This is a genomic window from Polymorphospora sp. A560 (assembly GCF_045781765.1).
In the GTDB taxonomy this organism is placed as follows: domain Bacteria; phylum Actinomycetota; class Actinomycetes; order Mycobacteriales; family Micromonosporaceae; genus Polymorphospora; species Polymorphospora lycopeni.
The window spans coordinates 2942447-2959029 of the sequence record NZ_CP122282.1 but is presented as its reverse complement, the minus strand read 5'-3'; the positions used below and the strand labels follow the sequence as shown (position 1 = coordinate 2959029).

16 protein-coding genes and 1 pseudogene are annotated in these 16583 nt (G+C 73.8%); 9 read left to right on the top strand and 8 right to left on the bottom strand.

The window, feature by feature from the left end; genetic code table 11:
• Nucleotides 1-205: 205 nt before the first annotated feature.
• A complete protein-coding gene (locus QCD66_RS13355; protein WP_375733774.1) occupies nt 206-601 on the top strand; it encodes a VOC family protein in 396 nt (131 codons plus the stop codon).
• 124 nt (nt 602-725) lie between these two features.
• On the opposite strand, the gene QCD66_RS13350 is transcribed toward QCD66_RS13355, so the two are convergent.
• Together QCD66_RS13350 and QCD66_RS13345 are read right to left on the bottom strand one after the other, a co-directional pair.
• Nucleotides 726-1457, bottom strand: a complete 732-nt coding sequence (locus QCD66_RS13350) for a helix-turn-helix domain-containing protein (protein ID WP_375733773.1) — start codon at nt 1455-1457, stop codon at nt 726-728.
• A gap of 6 nt (nt 1458-1463) precedes the next feature.
• Nucleotides 1464-1664, bottom strand: a complete 201-nt coding sequence (locus QCD66_RS13345) for a hypothetical protein (protein ID WP_357534844.1) — start codon at nt 1662-1664, stop codon at nt 1464-1466.
• Nucleotides 1665-1739: 75 nt separating this feature from the next.
• Between QCD66_RS13345 and fecE the strand changes: the two are divergent.
• Nucleotides 1740-1915, top strand: a pseudogene (gene fecE / locus QCD66_RS13340) (Fe(3+) dicitrate ABC transporter ATP-binding protein FecE); the annotation flags it as partial.
• 80 nt (nt 1916-1995) lie between these two features.
• On the opposite strand, the gene QCD66_RS13335 reads toward fecE, so the two are convergent.
• Nucleotides 1996-2889 carry an arginase family protein gene (locus QCD66_RS13335; RefSeq protein WP_364217777.1) on the bottom strand — a complete coding sequence of 298 codons (894 nt, stop codon included), beginning with the start codon at nt 2887-2889 and terminating at the stop codon, nt 1996-1998.
• A 321-nt stretch (nt 2890-3210) separates the two neighbouring features.
• On the opposite strand from QCD66_RS13335, the gene QCD66_RS13330 reads away from it, so the two are divergent.
• The 3 genes from QCD66_RS13330 (at nt 3211) to QCD66_RS13320 (ending at nt 6731) form a co-directional block, all read left to right on the top strand.
• The gene (locus QCD66_RS13330) at nt 3211-3966 is read left to right on the top strand and encodes a response regulator transcription factor (RefSeq protein ID WP_364217813.1); all 756 of its coding nucleotides are present in this window, start codon (nt 3211-3213) and stop codon (nt 3964-3966) included.
• Complete coding sequence (locus tag QCD66_RS13325; RefSeq protein WP_375733772.1) at nt 3944-5419, top strand: sensor histidine kinase; 1476 nt, start codon at nt 3944-3946, stop codon at nt 5417-5419. Before QCD66_RS13330 ends, QCD66_RS13325 begins: the two co-directional genes overlap by 23 nt.
• 391 nt (nt 5420-5810) lie before the next feature.
• Nucleotides 5811-6731, top strand: a complete 921-nt coding sequence (locus QCD66_RS13320; RefSeq protein WP_375733771.1) for a S1C family serine protease — start codon at nt 5811-5813, stop codon at nt 6729-6731.
• On the opposite strand, the gene QCD66_RS13315 is transcribed toward QCD66_RS13320, so the two are convergent.
• Nucleotides 6670-7269 (bottom strand): signal peptidase II, encoded by a 600-nt coding sequence (locus QCD66_RS13315; RefSeq protein ID WP_375733770.1) that lies wholly within the window; start codon nt 7267-7269, stop codon nt 6670-6672. The genes QCD66_RS13320 and QCD66_RS13315 overlap by 62 nt on opposite strands.
• Before the next feature lie 350 nt (nt 7270-7619).
• Here QCD66_RS13315 and QCD66_RS13310 point away from each other — a divergent pair, with 350 nt between their 5' ends.
• A complete protein-coding gene (locus QCD66_RS13310) occupies nt 7620-8054 on the top strand; it encodes an OsmC family protein (RefSeq protein WP_357534879.1) in 435 nt (144 codons plus the stop codon).
• 25 nt (nt 8055-8079) lie between these two features.
• Here QCD66_RS13310 and QCD66_RS13305 read toward each other — a convergent pair whose 3' ends face one another.
• Nucleotides 8080-9033 carry an endonuclease/exonuclease/phosphatase family protein gene (locus tag QCD66_RS13305; protein ID WP_375733769.1) on the bottom strand — a complete coding sequence of 318 codons (954 nt, stop codon included), beginning with the start codon at nt 9031-9033 and terminating at the stop codon, nt 8080-8082.
• 302 nt (nt 9034-9335) lie between these two features.
• Between QCD66_RS13305 and QCD66_RS13300 the strand changes: the two genes are divergently transcribed.
• A complete protein-coding gene (locus QCD66_RS13300; protein ID WP_364217767.1) occupies nt 9336-10145 on the top strand; it encodes a hypothetical protein in 810 nt (269 codons plus the stop codon).
• Here QCD66_RS13300 and QCD66_RS13295 read toward each other — a convergent pair.
• Complete coding sequence (locus tag QCD66_RS13295) at nt 10129-10668, bottom strand: ATPase (protein ID WP_364217765.1); 540 nt, start codon at nt 10666-10668, stop codon at nt 10129-10131. The two genes, QCD66_RS13300 and QCD66_RS13295, sit on opposite strands and share 17 nt — an antisense overlap.
• A 194-nt stretch (nt 10669-10862) precedes the next feature.
• On the opposite strand from QCD66_RS13295, the gene QCD66_RS13290 reads away from it, so the two are divergent.
• On the top strand, nt 10863-11897 hold the full coding sequence (locus QCD66_RS13290) for an NAD(P)-dependent alcohol dehydrogenase (RefSeq protein WP_375733768.1): 1035 nt from the start codon (nt 10863-10865) through the stop codon (nt 11895-11897).
• Between the two features lie 26 nt (nt 11898-11923).
• Here QCD66_RS13290 and QCD66_RS13285 read toward each other — a convergent pair whose 3' ends face one another.
• Complete coding sequence (locus QCD66_RS13285; protein ID WP_364217761.1) at nt 11924-13039, bottom strand: geranylgeranyl reductase family protein; 1116 nt, start codon at nt 13037-13039, stop codon at nt 11924-11926.
• A 237-nt stretch (nt 13040-13276) separates the two neighbouring features.
• Here QCD66_RS13285 and QCD66_RS13280 point away from each other — a divergent pair, with 237 nt between their 5' ends.
• Entirely contained in the window at nt 13277-15010 is a 1734-nt protein-coding gene (locus tag QCD66_RS13280) for a family 16 glycoside hydrolase (protein ID WP_375733767.1), read from the top strand.
• A gap of 244 nt (nt 15011-15254) precedes the next feature.
• Here QCD66_RS13280 and erm read toward each other — a convergent pair whose 3' ends face one another.
• Entirely contained in the window at nt 15255-16016 is a 762-nt protein-coding gene (gene erm, locus QCD66_RS13275) for an ErmE/ErmH/ErmO/ErmR family 23S rRNA (adenine(2058)-N(6))-methyltransferase (protein ID WP_375733802.1), read from the bottom strand.
• Nucleotides 16017-16583: the final 567 nt, after the last annotated feature.

Genomic DNA, 16583 nt, shown 5'->3' with positions numbered 1-16583 from the left:
CCCTCGCTTCGCCGGCAGATCTTCGTTGAAAGCCCATGTTTACGGTAAACGTGCGTGACGGAAACCCGACAGCGATGGTTTTGGGTGAGGTCTGCGTCACGCATGTTGCGAACCGGTTCCGAACCGGGTACCCGGAGGGGTTGCGCGGCACACCGGTCCGATTCGTTCAAGACCCCGCCCCCCGACCGCCGCTAGCGTGAGCCACATGGCAGTCAAATTCGACTTTATCGGACTTCTCGTCGCCGACATGGGCCGCTCGCTCGCCTTCTACCGGCGCCTCGGCCTGGGCATCCCCGCCGCCGCCGACACCGAGCAGCACGTCGAGGTCACCCTCGACGGCGGCTTCCGGCTCGCCTGGGACACCGAGGAGGTGGCCCGCCAGATCGATCCCGGCTTCACCCCGCCGCCGGCCAGGGCGGGCCGGATCAGCCTCGCCTTCCGCTGCGACAGCCCGGCCGACGTCGACCGGGTCCACGCCGAGCTGACCGCCAGCGGCCACGAGAGCCACCGCGAGCCGTGGGACGCCTTCTGGGGCCAGCGGTACGCCATCGTCTACGACCCGGACGGCAACAGCGTCGACCTCTACGCCGCGCTCGGCTGACCCGCACCGCCGCGACCGCGCCCCGGACCGCGGTCGGCCGGTCAGCCCACCGCGCCCGGCCTGCCCCTCGCGGTGGGCCGGTTCGCTGCCGCAGCGGGCTGGTCTGCCCGCCGCGGTGGGCCGGTCAGGCCGCCGCGATCGGCCGGTCAGGTCGCCGCGGGCGCAGCACCCCGAGCGGCACCCCGGCCAGCGCCTTGATCTCCCGGGCCAGGTGCGCCTGGTCGGCGTACCCGGCGGTCACGGCCACCTCGGCCGCCGCCCGGCCGGCGTCGACCAGCGCCAGCGCCCGACGCATCCGCAGGATCCGGGCCAGCGTCTTCGGGCCGTACCCGAAAAGGGCGTGGCTGCGGCGGCGCAGCAGCCGCTCCCCCAGGCCGACCGCGGCGGCGGTCGCGGCCACCGACCGCCCGGCGCGCAGCCGGGCGACGACCTCACCGGCGAGCGGGTCCGGGCCCGGTCCGGCCCGCAGCCGGTCCAGCGCCGCCGCCTCCAGGACCCGACCCGGGTACGGCGAGCGGGCCACCAGCCCGGCCAGCCGGCGTACGTCCGCGGCCGGCCACAGGTCGGCCAGCGGCACCCGCTGATCACGCAACTCGTGGGCGGCCAGCCCGAACACGGCCGGGCCGGTGCCGGGCGGGAACCGTAGCCCGATCGAGGTCTCCCCGGCACGCCGGGTCGCCAGGTACGCCACCGTGTCCGGGCCGGCGACCAGCAGCCCGCCGTCGTCTCCGCCCCGATCCGACCAGATCAGGTCCATGCAGCCGTCCGGCAGGACCCGCACCTCGTGGTCGTCACCGACGCCAGCGCCGCGCCACCGGACCGTGCCGGGGACGGCGGAGGGCTGTTCGCCGTACACGGTGTGTCAGGGCCGGTCGGGATCGGTGCCCTGGTCGGCGCCGCTGCCACGGCCGCCGCCGGCGCCGACCGCGACCCCGAACGCCACGCCGAGGGCGACACCTATCCCCAGCCCGATCGCCAGGTTGTCCATGGCGAAGCCGATCATGGCGCCCATCACGATGCCGAACACCATTCCGGTGGCGAGCGAACCGCCCTTGCCTTCCACGAGAGCCCTCCCTGGTCCTGTTGAGGACATCATTCCCTGCCGCGCCCGCCGCCGAACCGCAGGTCGGCGCCGTTCAACCACGCCTGCCGCTACGCCACCCACCTCGTCGCCGTGCGCGACGGTCGCATCGTCGCCCAGGGCGCCCCCGCCGACATCGTCGACGCTGACGTCGTAGGCGAGGTCTTCGGCCTGCCCTGCCGCGTCATCCCGACCCGGAGACCGGCAGCCCGCTCGTCGTACCCGCGGCCCGCCGCAGCCTGAACACCGTCCACACCGCCACCCCCGTCACGCCTCGCCACCGCCTGCTCTTCGAGCCTGATCCGACGCGCGGTCAAACACGGTCGGGCAGAGCCGACAGCCCTTGGCGTAGACACTCGGCCAGCCGTACGGCGATTCGTCCGTCGGGGTCGAGGCGGGGGTTGAAGATTGTCACGTCGAGGCCGACCGCTTGACCGCTCGACATCGCCGTCCGCAGTACGGTCTCCAGCTCGGCCCAGGTCAGCCCGTCAGGCAGACGGTAGTCAACGGCGGGCATGACGGCGTCGTCGAGGACGTCGACGTCGAGATGGACCCAGTAGCCGGAGCCGGGACCGGCAGAAAGCCAGTCGACGGCCTGCCGCGCCGCCATCGCCGCGCCGGCTGCGCGTACACCCTCGAGATCGATCGTGCGCAGCGACGGCGGCAGCGGCTGCATCCCGGCCCGCGCCGACTCCGCGCTGTCACGGAAGCCGAAGGCCACTACGTCCTCGTCGCGCACCAGTGGCCCGCGACCCTCGATGTCACTGAGCACCTGCGGCCCTCGGCCCGTCGCCAGCGCGAGATCCATCGACGCCGCCTCGCCGGTCGGCTCGACGGCCGGCTGGTAGAAGTCGGTGTGCCCATCGACGAAGAGCAGGCTGTGATGCCCACGGCGGCGCAGGGCGAGCAGGTTGCCGAGCAGGATGGTGCAGTCACCGCCGAGGACCACGGGAAAGCGACCGCGGGCGAGGGCCGCGCCGACCACGTCAGCCAGCGCGACGCTGTATCGCGCGATCCCGCCGCCGTTGAGAATCCCCGTTTCGGGGTCCCGCTCCGGGTCGTACGCCGGCGCCTCGACCCGGCCGCCCGGCACCGCTCCAGGAAGGTCTCGCAGACCGGCGTCGAGCAGCGCCGCCGGCAGGTCCTCCACGCCACCGGGCCGCAGCCCCAGCACTGACGGCGCCTCGATCATCGCCAGTTCCGGCACCGTCGACCCCCTCGCCAGCAAGGCGCGCGGACCACTTCCGCACGCCGTCACGCGCCGCACCACCACGCCGGCCGGGTCGCTCCAGCCGCGCCTGCCGCCCTGCCCGCACACCTGGCCTGCACGCTAACGGCAGGTTCCGTGCCCAGGCCGGTCTTTCACCGATCCCGACCCCGCCCCTGAGCGGCACCCAGGTTCGGATCCGGGCCGGTCCCGTACCTGCTGAGCACGGCGGATACGACATCCGATGGCCCGCACAGGTGCTACACAGAGAACATCCAGTGCCGGCACAGCGGGCGCGGCCAGGATGAGGGCATGGTGACCATGGATGCCCGATCGGCCGGTGCCGCCCGATCCACCAAGCATGTCGAGTTGCGGCGCCCGGACGGTGATCCCGTACGGGTGCTGGTCGTCGACGACGAGCCGACGCTGGCCGACCTGCTGTCGATGGCGCTGCGCTACGAGGGCTGGGAGGTGCGCAGCGCCCCGGACGGCATGGCGGCGCTGCGTACGGCGAAGCAGTTCCAGCCGGACGCGGTCGTACTCGACGTGATGTTGCCGGACCTGGACGGGTTCGAGGTGTTGCGGCGGCTGCGGGGGCAGGCGCCGTCGGTGCCGGTGCTGTTCCTGACGGCGAAGGACGCGGTCGAGGACCGGGTGGCGGGGCTGACGGTCGGCGGTGACGACTATGTCACCAAGCCGTTCAGTCTGGAGGAGGTCGTGGCGCGGCTGCGGGCGTTGATGCGGCGGTCGGGGGTCGGCGTGACGGCCCGGGACGAGGCGGTGCTGGTCGTCGGCGACCTGAGTCTCGACGAGGACAGCCACGAGGTGCGCCGGGGCGGCGACCTGATCACGCTGACGGCGACCGAGTTCGAGCTGCTGCGCTATCTGATGCGTAATCCGCGCCGGGTGTTGAGCAAGGCGCAGATCCTGGACCGGGTGTGGAGCTACGACTTCGGGGGGCAGGCCAACGTCGTCGAGCTGTACATCTCGTACCTCCGGAAGAAGATCGACGTGGGCCGGCAGCCGATGATCCACACGCTGCGCGGCGCCGGGTATGTCCTCAAGCCCGCGGTCTGACGGCGGGCCGGAGGGCGGCCGGCGGTGGCGGCCGCTGGCCGGGTGGTCGTTGCGGGCGAAGCTGCTCGCCGCCGTCATCGGGCTGCTCGCCGCCGTCTGTCTGGGCGTGGGTGTGGTCACCACGGTCGCGTTGCGGCACACGCTGGTCGCCCAGGTCGACCGGCAGTTGACGGCCACCGAGCGGCGTGGCGGGCCGCCGCGTGACCTGCGCCCGGACTTCGAGCTGCGACGGCAGCTCGTCGGCCAGCCGCCGGGCACGCTGGCCGCGGTCGTCGGGGACGGGCGGGTGGCGGCGGCCGTACGCGACGTCGACAGCACCAGTGGTGTGTCGGACGTGCCGGGCGACGCCCGGGTGACGCTGGCGGCACTGCCGCCGGACGGCGAGCCGCGCAGCCGCGACCTGGGTACGCTCGGCCGCTACCGACTGCTGGCGAGGGAGCTGCCGAACGGTGCCGTGACGGTGACCGGGTTGCCGCTGTCGAGCGTCGAGGACACCCTGCTCGGCATGGTGGCGGCGGAGGCCACGATCGCCGGGGCCGGGCTGCTGCTGGCCGGGGGCGCCGGCGTGTTGATCATCGGCCGGGCGTTGCGGCCGTTGCGCCGGCTCGCGGCGACGGCGGGCCGGGTCGCCGAGTTGCCGCTCGACCGGGGCGAGGTGGCGCTGTCCGTACGGGTGCCGGCGGCGGACACCGATCCGCGGACCGAGGTCGGTCAGGTGGGCGCGGCGCTGAACCGGATGCTGGGGCACGTCGGGGCGGCGCTCGCCGCGCGGCAGGCCAGCGAGACCCGGGTACGCCAGTTCGTCGCCGATGCCAGCCACGAGTTGCGTACGCCGCTGGCGGCGATCCGCGGCTACGCGGAGGTGACGCGGCGGGGGCGGGACGCGGTGCCGCCCGACGTGGCGCACGCGCTGCGCCGGGTGGAGTCGGAGAGCCTGCGGATGACGGTGCTCGTCGACGACCTGCTGCTGCTCGCCCGGCTCGACACCGGCCGGCCGCTGGCGAGCGAGCCGGTGGACCTGTCGGCGCCGGTCGTCGACGCGGTCAGTGACGCGCACGTGGCCGGTCCGGAGCACCGGTGGAACCTGGTGCTGCCGGAGGAGGCGGTGACGGTCGCCGGGGACCGGGCACGGCTGCACCAGGTGTTGGCGAACCTGCTGGCGAACGCGCGTACGCACACCCCGGCGGGGACGACGGTGACCGTGACGCTGGCGGCGGAGCCGGCGGGTGGCGCGGTGTTGACGGTGGCCGACGACGGGCCGGGGATTCCGGCGGAGTTGCAGCCGGAGGTGTTCGAGCGGTTCGCGCGGGGTGACACGTCGCGGTCCCGGGCGGCCGGCAGTACGGGGCTGGGCCTGGCGATCGTGGCGGCGGTGGTGGAGGCGCATGCCGGGCGGGTGGGTGTGGACAGCCGCCCGGGTCGGACGGTCTTCACGGTGCGGCTGCCGGCCTAGGTCCGCGCTGGCCGGACCTGCGCCGGCGACGGGTCGGAACCCCGGCGCCGAACGGGAGCCCACCGCCGCACAGGAGCCCACTGTCGCACAGGAGTCCGCGGCCAGCCGGGACCCAGGCCGGAAGAGGGCCGGCGGTGTCCGGCGCGGGAGCACAGGATCCGCACAGCGTCGGCGAAGCCGGCCGGAAGGCGGCGGGTCCACGGTGGATGACATGACGAACTCGATGACGCAGCCCAGCGGTCCGACCACCTGTCCGGGCGGACGCCCGCCGTCGGGCGGATCCCGCTCGCCGCCGGCGGTGCCCCCGTCACCGTCGGCCCCTCGGTGCCGGGTGGGCCGCACGGGCCGGCCTCGGTGACGTGGTCCGCCGGTCCGGTGCCGGTACCGACCGGTGGCCGGCCGTACCACCGGTCGCGACGGCGCGGCCGGGCCGGCGGCGCATCCTGGTCGTGGCGGTCGCGCTGGCGGCGGGGCGCTCGCGGCCCGGCTCGCCGAGCCGCGTACGACGTCGGTCGTCACCGCCGGCACGGTCTCGACGGGCGGTGTGGTGGATCTCGCCGCCGTCGCGTCGTCGGTCGCGCCGAGCGTGGTCACCGTCGAGGTCGCCACCCGCGGCGGCGCCGTGACCGGATCGGGCGTGGTCCTGAGCGACGACGGCCGGATCCTGACGAACGACCACGTGGTGGCGGACGCGACGGGGCCGGTGACGGTGCGGCTGGCGGACGGGCGTACGGCGCGGGCGACCGTGGTCGGCGGCGATCCGGAGACCGACCTGGCGGTGTTGCGGGCCGAGGGGGTCGACGGGCTGACGCCGGCGGTGTTCGGGGACAGCCCGGCGGTACGGGTCGGCGGCACGGTGCTGGCGCTGGGCAGCCCGCTGGGGCTGGAGGGGACGGTGACGGCCGGGATCGTGTCGGCCGTCGACCGTACGGCGGACTGGCTGACGGGTCTGATCCAGACGGACGCGCCGGTCGACGCCGGCAGCTCCGGTGGGGCGGTGGTCGGCACCGCCGGGCGGGTCGTCGGGATCACGGTGGCGATCGCCACCACCGGTGCGGACACCGGGAACATCGGTGTGGGCTTCGCGATCCCGTCGGACACCTCGCCGGGTCGGTCGTCACCCGGCTGCTCGCGCAGGCCGGTCAGGGCTCGTGATGATCCGCGTGATCAGGGGTTTCGGGCGGGGCGCGCCGGCGACACGCGCGACGTACTCCCTGATCACGCGGATCAGGGTGAGCTGGTGGCGGGTGCTAGGCGCCGTTGGTGGACGGCTCCGGCTCATCCGCGGGCGCGGGGTGCATCGCGATGTTGAAGACGGTGAGCGCGAAGAACATGACCGCGCCGAAGAAGATGGCGATGTCGGCGACGTTGCCGATGAACCAGTCGAAGTACGCGATGAAGTCGACGACGTGTCCCTGCCCGAACGACGGCTCACGCAGCAGCCGGTCGAGCAGGTGGGTGGTCGCCCCGCCGAGCACCAGGCCGAGGCAGATCGCCCACACCCGGGACCGCACCCGCCAGGCGTACCAGGCCGCCGCGACCACACCGACGGCGGTCAGGACCGTGAAGATCCACGTCGCGCCCGAGCCGATCGAGAAGGCCGCGCCCGGGTTGTAGGTGAGCTGGATACCCAGCGCGTCGCCGACGAGCGGGGTGCGCTCGCCACGGGTGAGGCTGCCTTCCGCCCACATCTTCGAGAGCTGGTCGGTGGTGATCACCGTGACCGCGATGAGGGCCGCGATCCACGGCGCGTGGTGGGTCCACCGCTGCGCCTGGGGCGTGGTCGTGGTGGTGGTGGTGTCGACGGCCGCGGGGGCGGCGTCGTCGGTCTTCGACTGCTCGTCCGTCACCCGACGATCCTCTCACTGTTCGTCCGCAGGCCGGCCCGGCGCCTTCCGCGCCGCCCCCCGCCCTCCGCCCGGCCGGCCCCGCCCGCGTGCCGGCCCCGGCCCGCCCTGCGTGCAGGCTCGGCGGGCCGACCCCCCGCCGATCGAGGACCAATCGTGCCCGGTTCGCACTTTTCGTCGCACAACAACTCCTTGATCAACGCTCCCGGCCGCGCGCGCTCCCGCGACCCGCGCTCCCGCGACCCGCGCTCCCGCGACGCGCGCTCCCGGCCCGCCGGCGCGGGTGGGGTGCGGTCGTTAGGTGGGGCGTTGGGCGGGTAGGCCCGATGGCGGAGAAGCGGGAGGTCGTGACCATGGCGCACAGGGAGTCGACCGGGGACGGGGCGTTCGAGGCCAGCGCGACGGCCGAGGGCGGCCGGGTCCGTACCGACGACGGGGAGCTGTCCACGGCGCTGGCGTCGCCGCTGGCGGACCACTGCACCGGGCTGACGCCGGAGCAGCTTCTCGCCGCCGCGTTCGCGTCCTGCCTGCATCACGCGGCGGTGGAGGCGGCGGCGGGCATCGGCGACGAGTCGCACACCGTACGGGTGAACGCGCGGGCGAGGCTGGCCCGGGACCCCGACGGGCGCTACCGGGCCGAGGTGCAGGCCACGGTCGGCTCGGCGGGGCTGACCCGGCAGCAGTTGACCGATCTGGCGCGGGGCGCGGACCGGCTGTGGCCGTTCCCGAGCACCGGCGAGCCGCGGCACACGCTGACCGTCGTACCGGCGGTCGTCTCCGGCGGGTGACGGCCGCCGGCGGATGTGGCGGCGGTCAGAAGCGGAAGCCGGCGGTGACCGCGCGGTGGTCGCTGCCGGCGGTACGCACCACGCCGGCGGACGCGGCGGTAAGGCCGCGGTAGAGCACGTGGTCGGGGCGGGTGACCGGCAGTGCCGAGGGCCAGGTGAACCCCATTCCCCAGCCGGCGTCGGCCTGCGCGTCGGAGAGCTGGTCGGTCAGTGGAGTGATCACCCGGTCGCTGGCGGCGGTGTTGAGGTCGCCGAGGACGACGAGCCGTTCGGCGTCGTCGCCGCGCAGTTGGCCGGCGAGGGTGGCGATGGTGTGGTCGCGGACGCTGGTGTCGCCGATCCGGGCGGAGCCGAGGTGGACGACGTAGACGACGACGTCGCCCTGCGGGGCGGCGACGACGGCTCGCAGGGCGCGGGTCCAGTCGAGGCCGGTGTCGACGCCGACGTAGCCGCGGATCGGGAAGCGGCTCCACAGTGCGACGGTGGAGACGTACGCCTGGTGCGGGTAGCGGTCGGCGAGGGTGTCGGCGATGGTGCCGCGGATGCCGCCGGACACCTCTTGCAGGCCGATGATGTCGGCGTCGATGTCGACGAGGGCGCGTACGGCGCCGTCCGGCTCGGGGTTGCCGGCCTGGAGGTTCTGGCTGACGACGCGGAGTTGGACCGGCCCGCCGCCGCCGAACGGCAGCCAGGCGGCGCCGAAGAGGCCGGCCCACAGCAGGCCGGGCACGAGGACGACGGCCAGGGCGAGGCGGGCCCGGCGCAGCAGGGCGATCAGGGCCAGGATCGGTACGGCGATGCCGAGGAACGGGGCGACGCTGTCGAGCATGCTGCCCAGGCCGCGCACGTTGGGCACGAAACGGTAGCCGGCGAGCAGGAGGGCCAGGAGCAGCGCGGCGGTGATGACGAGTCCGCCGCGACGGGACGGGGTGGGTGCCGGTGGCCGGCCGGCCGAGTTGTTGATCTTGCTCAAGACCACGGCAGGATCGTACCCGGCAAAAGGGTGAGCAAGACCGCCACCCGCCCGACCGACCCGACTATCAGCCACTCAGCCGAGTCGCGGGTCGGCCGGACGGGCGAGGCGCCCGGATCGCACCGACCGAAGGAAACGGCCGACGGAATCACCCCGGCCCACCCGGTAAGCCGGACATGCCAGATTTGATCGACTGGCTACATTGACCCTGATTTGAAGCTATTACTGGCATCCCATTGGTGAAAATTGTGGGAAGAGCCATAACCGGTACGGTTTTCGCTGGCCGGGATCCTGCCTAGTTTCGGCGGGTGCACCCCGACGACGCCCCCCATCAGCAGCCCTCCCCCGCCCCCTGGCATACCCGTTCGGTGGAGCCGGGGTCCGACGGTCGTCGCCGTGGCCGGCACCGCGCCGCACGGCACCGCCGGCGGACCTCCACCCCGGTCCGGATCTGCCTCGCCGCCGGCCTGACCTGCTGTCTCGGCGTCGTGGCGGTGGCCCAGCTCCGCGACTTCGACCCGGCCGTCGACGACGTACGCACCGACCGGGCCGCCGTCGCCGACCGGGCCGCCGCGGCCGGCGACGACGCCGCGTCCCGGTCGTACGACCGTTCACCCGCACCCGGCCCGTCGCCCAGCCCGTCGGCCAGCGCCGCACCGAGCAGCCCCGCGCCGCCGGCGAAACCGAAGCCGGTCGCCGGGCTCAACCAGACCCAGATGGACAACGCGCACACGATCGTCAAGGTCGGCCGCGAACTCGACATCCCCACCGACGGGCTGGTCGTCGCGGTCGCCACCGCCATGCAGGAGACCAACCTGCGCAACCTGGCCAGCGACGTCGTGCCGGAGTCGAAGAAGTACCCGCACGAGGGCACCGGATCCGACCACGACTCGGTCGGCCTGTTCCAGCAGCGGCCGAGCACCGGCTGGGGCAGCGTCCGCGACCTGATGGACCCCGAGTACGCCGCCCGCCGCTTCTACGAGGCACTGAAGAAGGTCGACGGCTGGCAGCGGCTCAGCCTCACCGCCGCCGCCCAGGCCGTCCAGAAGTCCGCCTACCCCGGCGCGTACGCCAAGCACGAGAGCCGGGCGACGACGATCGTCAAGGCGCTGACCTGACCGGCACCGCCTCCCCCGCCCGGTAGACGTCCTCCTCGTCGGCGACGAGTTCCACCTCGCCGACCGGCTCCGGGAAGCCGTCGATCATCCGCAGGACGCGGTCCGTGTCGCGCTCGCGGCACCGGCGGGCGTGCAGGGCGGCCTCGAAGTCGCGGCGGGCCTGCACCGCCTCCTCGTACGTCCGCTCGCGCAGTTCGATCGCCGCCCGCTGGGCGTCGGCGAGTTCGTCGTACGCCTGCGACACGATCTCGGCCGCTTCCTCCTCGGCCATCGTCAGCATCTGCTGGATGCGTTGCGAACCCTGGTAGACCGCCGGCCGGCCGTGCAGCATGGCGCGCAGCCGGCGGATCTCCGCGCGGGCGTCACCCAGTTCGCCGTACGCCGCCTCGACCTGCTCGGTCTGGGCACTGAGCCGGGCCAGCTGCCGGCCCAGATCGGCCAGGCAGCAGTTGACCTGCTCCGGGTCGTAGCCCCCGTCCACGACCGCGAACTCCATGCCCTGTTCCCGTACACCGCCAGACATCGTCCCCTCCTGGCATCGCTGCTTCACCGGTCCGCGCGGCATTCCCGGAAAACCCGGGCAGTAGAGCCCGCACTCTGGGAATTCACGGCCGATTTCCACGCCCCGTGTTCGGGCATCATCGGTCGCGTGGCGGGTAGTGGAGGTCGTCGGCCCGCTGGTACGGCCGACGGCCGCCACCTGCCGGGGGGAACGTGATGCGCGCCGTACGGTTGACCGGGCCGGGAACGTTGGAGCTGATGGACGTGCCGGTGCCCGAGCCGGGGCCGGGCGAGGTGCGGATCAAGGTCGGTGCGGCCGGCGCCTGCCACTCCGACCTGCACATCCTCGACGCGCCGGCCGGGGCGTACCCGGTCCCGATGACGCTCGGCCACGAGATCGCCGGCACCGTCGACCGGGCCGGTGACGGGGTCACCGCCTGGCGGCCCGGCGACCGGGCCGCGATCTACGGCATCCAGGGCTGCGGGCACTGCCGGGGCTGCCTGAGCGGGCGGGAGAACCAGTGCCGGACGGTGCCGGTCGGCGGGGTCGGCCTCAGCCGCGACGGCGGGCTCGCCGAGTACGTCGTCGTGCCGGCGTCACGGCTGCTGCCCACCGGCGACCTGGAGCTGACCCAGGCGGCGCCGCTGACCGACGCCGGGCTGACCCCGTACCACGCCGTCGAACTGGTCCGGCCGGCGCTGCGGCCCGGCACGTTCTGCGTCGTCATCGGCATCGGCGGTCTCGGCCACATGGCGGTGCAGATCCTGGCCGCGACGACCGCGGTCACCGTCATCGCGGTCGACACCAGCGACGCCGCGCTGGAACTGGCGACCCGGGTCGGCGCCCACCACACGTTCCGTTCCGACGCCGAGGCGGCCGGCCGGATCCGTGCCCTGGTCGACGACCCGCCGGACGGCGCGGACGTGGTGCTCGACTTCGTCTCCGTCGACGCCACCACCCGGCTCGGCCGGACCGTGGTCGCCACCGGCGGGCACCTGCTGCTGGTCGGGCTCGGCGGCGGCCAGCTCACCCTGAAGCCGACCGCGGAGGAGCCGCCGCCGGTGCCGCTGGAGGTGACCGCCCGGATCCCGTTCTGGGGCACCCGCGCCGAGTTGCAGGAGGTGATCGCGCTGGCCCGGCTGGGGCGGGTGCACACCGAGGTCGAGACGTTCCCGCTGGAGGAGACCGTGCGCGCGTACGAGCGGCTGCGGGCCGGCGACATCCGCGGCCGGGCGGTGATCGTGCCCTGAGCGGACCGGCCGGGCGCCGGCCGGGGTCAGCGGAGCATCGACAGGGCGGCCCGGACCGGCGCCCGCCGTACCAGGCGGTCGAATCCGGGCTCGCCGCGGCAGAAGCGGGTGAACACCCGCCAGCCGGGCGGGGTGGCGAGCACGCGGTGGAACATCCCGGGCCGGCGGGTGAACGCGGCGAGCAGGTCGCGGCCGGCCCGCATCGACGGCACCAGCGAATCGTGTACGGCCGTCACGTAGCCGTCGAGGTCGCCGCGGGCGGCGGCCGCTCCGGCCAGCGCACCCGAGCGCAGCGCGAAGCTGATCCCCTCGCGGGTCCACGGTTCGAGCAGTCCGGCGGCGTCACCGGCGACGACGACCCGCCCGGCGCGCAGCGGTGACGTGTCGGTGCGGCAGCGGGTCAGGTGGCCGGAGTCGTGGGCCGGTTCGATGCCGGACAGGCCCAGCCGGTCGACGAAGCGGCGCAGGTAGGCGCGGGTCTCGTCGCCCTGGCCACGGGCGGCGATGACGCCGACGGTGAGCCGGTCGCCCTTGGGGAAGACCCACGCGTACGAGCCGGGGATCGGGCCCCAGTCGATGAGCAGCCGCCCGCACCACCGCCCCTGTACGTCGCGCGACACCGGCAGTTCGACCTCCAGGCCGAGGTCGACCTGGCCGTACTCGACCCCGACGTGGCGGGCGGTGATCCCCGATGAGCCGTCGGCGCCGACGACCACGCCGGCGGTCACCTCCGAGCCGTCGGCGAGGCGTACCCGTACCCGGTCGGTCTCCTGTTCGAGGGCGCGGACGGCGACCCGCTGGCGGACCTCGGCACCGGCGGCGACCGCGGCGGCGCGCAGCCGGTCGTCGAACTCCTCCCGGCGCACCATCGCGACCAGGGTGCGGCCGGGCTCGCGGCGGGTGAACTCGCGGCGGCCGTCGTGGGTGAAGGTGACCGCGTCGACGTGGTCGTGGGCCGGGATCTCGATCCGGTCGCCGAGCGCGTCGAGCGACAGTCCGATCAGGCCGCCGCCGCAGGTCTTGTAGCGCGGGTGTTCGGCCCGCTCCAGGACGATCACGCCCGCCCCGGCGCGGGCGGCCGTGTAGGCGGCGGAAAGGCCGGCGGGCCCGGCGCCGACGACGGCTACGTCATACGCGGTCACGCGGGCAGCGTAAGGCACCCGGCTGGGCGGGCAAGATCAGGCCGCCGGGTATCCGGCGCGGGGGCGGCCCCGGCCGCCGGGGCGGAAAGCGCGCCAGGAAACGGATTTGCAGGATTGTTGCATAACGTTGACACCCATCAAATCGGAAGTTACGTTCTGATTTCAGGAATGCGCTTTCCTAGTCAGTTCACATTATCCGGACGGACGGTCCGAATTCCCGCTCAAGGAAGGTCCACCATGGATCAGCGTGGTCTCCCGCGCCCGAAATCCAGGCGGAAGATACCCGTCGTCGCCGCCACGATCGGCGCGCTGACCGCCGCCGCCGTCGCCTTCTCCCCCGCCGCCAGCGCGGCCACCGAGTTCAGCGCCAACTTCGAGGACCGCAACATCAGCGGCTGGGCGAAGTCCGGCGGCACCTGGGCCGTCGTCGCCGACGGATCGCAGGTCGCCCGGCAGTCCAAGACCGACAGTGAGAACGCCCGCCTCTTCAACGCCTCGACCAGCCTGACCAACTACACCGTCCAGGCCCGGGTCAAGCCGGTCAGCCTCGGCTCCAACGGATTCGTCGGCCTGCTGTCACGGGCCTCCGGGTCGACCACGTTCTACCGGCTGGCGTTGCTGCCCGGCCGGGCCGAACTACAGGCGGTCCGGGGCAGCTCGGTGACCGTACTCGGCAGTTCCTCGCGCACCGTCGCGAACGGCACCTGGTACACCCTGTCGATCACCACGAACGGCACCACCGTCAGCGGGTCGGTCAACGGCGCGCAGTTCGCCTCCGGCACCAGCTCGGTGTCGTCCGCGGGCCGCATCGGGCTGCAGACGTCGTACTCCTCGGCCTCCTTCGACGACGTGGTGGTGACCAGCGGCGGCACGGCCCCGCCCACCACGCCACCGCCGACCACGCCGCCCCCGACCGGCCAGCCGACGACTCCCCCGCCCACCACCCCGCCCCCGACGACGCCGCCGACCACGCCGCCGCCGACCGGCCAGCCGGGCAACGTGGACGGTCTGATCGGCTTCGCCACCGTCAGCGGGTACGGCCGTACCGGCACCACCGGCGGCGCCGGCGGGCCGACCGTGACCGTGACCAGCTACGCGCAACTGGCGGCCGCCGTCGCCGACGACGTGCCACGGATCGTCCGCGTCTCCGGCACCATCACCGGCTCCGGCGCCGACATGCTCGACATCGGCTCCAACAAGACGATCATCGGCGTCGGCACGAACGCGACGATCAGCGGATTCGGGCTCGACATCAACGGCTGGGGGCCGGACGAGATCGCGTGGGGCGGCGACATCTGCGACCCCGCCGAACGCGACCGGTTCACCCCCGTCCAGAACGTGATCGTCCGCAACCTGTCCTTCCGCAACTCGCCGGACGACTCGGTGAACGTGCAGTGCTACTCGCACCACGTGTGGATCGACCACAACACGTTCCACCCGTCCAACGACGGCTCGCTGGACATCAAGCGCGGCTCCGACCTGGTGACCGCCTCGTACAACCGGTTCGTCGGCACGGACAAGTCGATGCTGCTCGGCCACAGCGACAACAACGGCGCCCAGGACCGCGGCTACCTGCGGGTGACGTACCACCACAACTGGATGGACGGCTCCAACACCCGGCACCCGCGGGTCCGGTTCGGCTACGCCCACCTCTTCGCCAACTACGTCGAGGTCGACGACTACTTTGTCGGGCTCGGTGTCGGCGGCCAGGTGTACGCCGACGCGAACTACGTGGTGAGCGCCAAGACGATCACCGAGGACTTCGGCGACACCCGGCTGACCTGGACGGACAACAACTGGTACGACCCGGCCACCATCACCCGGGCCAACGACAGCGGCAAGGAGAAGGACGACTGGCTGCGCGAGGACGACACCGTCGCCCGGCCGCCGTACAGCTACCCGGCCGGCAACGCGTCGGCCACTCCCCCGGCGGCCGGCGCGGGCGTACCCGGCGCCGACCGAATCCCCTGACCCGTAGCCCCAAGTCGTCCCACCTCATGATCCGCGTGATCAGGGAGTAGGTCGGGCGTGTCGTCGGCGCGCCTCGATCCAAACTCCCTGATCACGCGGATCTTCGTGCTGGGCGGCGGGCGGCGGGCGGCGGGCGGCGGGCGGCGGGCGGCGGGCGGCGGCAAGATCCCGGTGATCAGGGAGTTTGTGGTGAGGCGCGCCGACGACACGCCCGACTTACTCCCTGATCACGCGGATCTTGGGGTCAGTGGCGGCGGGTGGGGGCGTGCAGCAGGCGGAACAGGGTCAGCCACTGCTCCGGCCACACGTCGGCGACGACCGTGGCCCGGTCCAGCCGAACCGCCCGGAACGCGGCATCCAGCCGGCCGACCGGATGGTGCCGGCGCAGTGAGGCGTACAGCGAACCGCCGACACCGCCGAACCCGATCCCGACCAGCCGCTCGTACGCCGGCAACGCCGTGGATGGGAGCAGCGGCCGCGGGCGGCGCTCCAACCGCAGCACCCCGGCGTCGACGCGGGGCACCGGGCGGAACGCCGTACGGGGCACCCGGCCGGCCAGCCGCCACTCGAACGACGGCCAGGTGAGCACGGTCAGCCGGCTCCACCGGCCGTAGCCGCCGGTGCGCTTGCGGGCGTACTCCCACTGGGTGAGCAGGGTCGCCGCCGTCAGCGTCGGCGCGGCCAGGCACCAGTCGACGACCGCGGCGGTCATCGCCCACGGGATGTTGCCCGCCAGCGCGAACGGTCCGCGCGGCGGCCGGGCCAGCAGGAAGTCCTCGATCCGGCAGGTGACGTTGGGCAGGGTCCGGCACGTCGCCGCCAGGTCCGCGGCGAGACCGGGATCGACCTCGTACGCGACGACCCGCCCCGCGGCGCCGGCCAGCGCCCGGGTCAGGTGGCCCCGACCGGCGCCGACCTCGACGACGACGTCGTCCGGGCCGGGCCGGGCGGCGCGTACGAAGCTCTCGACGACGGCCGGGTCGGTGAGGAAGTTCTGCGACAGGATCCGGCGCGTCCGGTCGACACCGGTACGGTTCGGCGCCCGGCGCGGTGGGAAGCCGCCGGACTGCCGGTCCGGGGCGGGAACGGTGTGCCGACCGGGGGCCGGATCAGGGACGGGCCGTCGACCCGGGTCCGGCTCACGGCCGGCACGTCGATCGGAGTCCGGCGCGGCGGAGCGCCGCCGGAAGTCGGATGCCGAGGGCTGGCGGCCGACGTCGTCGGATCGCCCGGTGCCGGGAGTGTCCGGGTACGACTCCGAGTGCTGCGGGGGGTGGGAGGCGGCGGGTCGCCGCCCGGGGTTCGGGAGATTGGGGCGCGAAGCGCGTGGTGCCACAGCCGGTGTCCTGTCTGCCGGCCGGCGGGGACGCCGGGCGGCGGGCGTGGACAGGCAGCACGAAGCGGGGCCTGTCCGAGCGGATCTGGACTCGGATGGCCCTGGCGTGCGCGGTGACGCGCGGGAAGCTGGGTGAGGTCAGTCAGTCGCCGACGCGTCCTGGCGGGCCAGGGCGGGCCGGATCCGGGGGCGCGACACGAGCAGCGAGCCGTACCGGACCGGCGCGGCGCTGTTGAT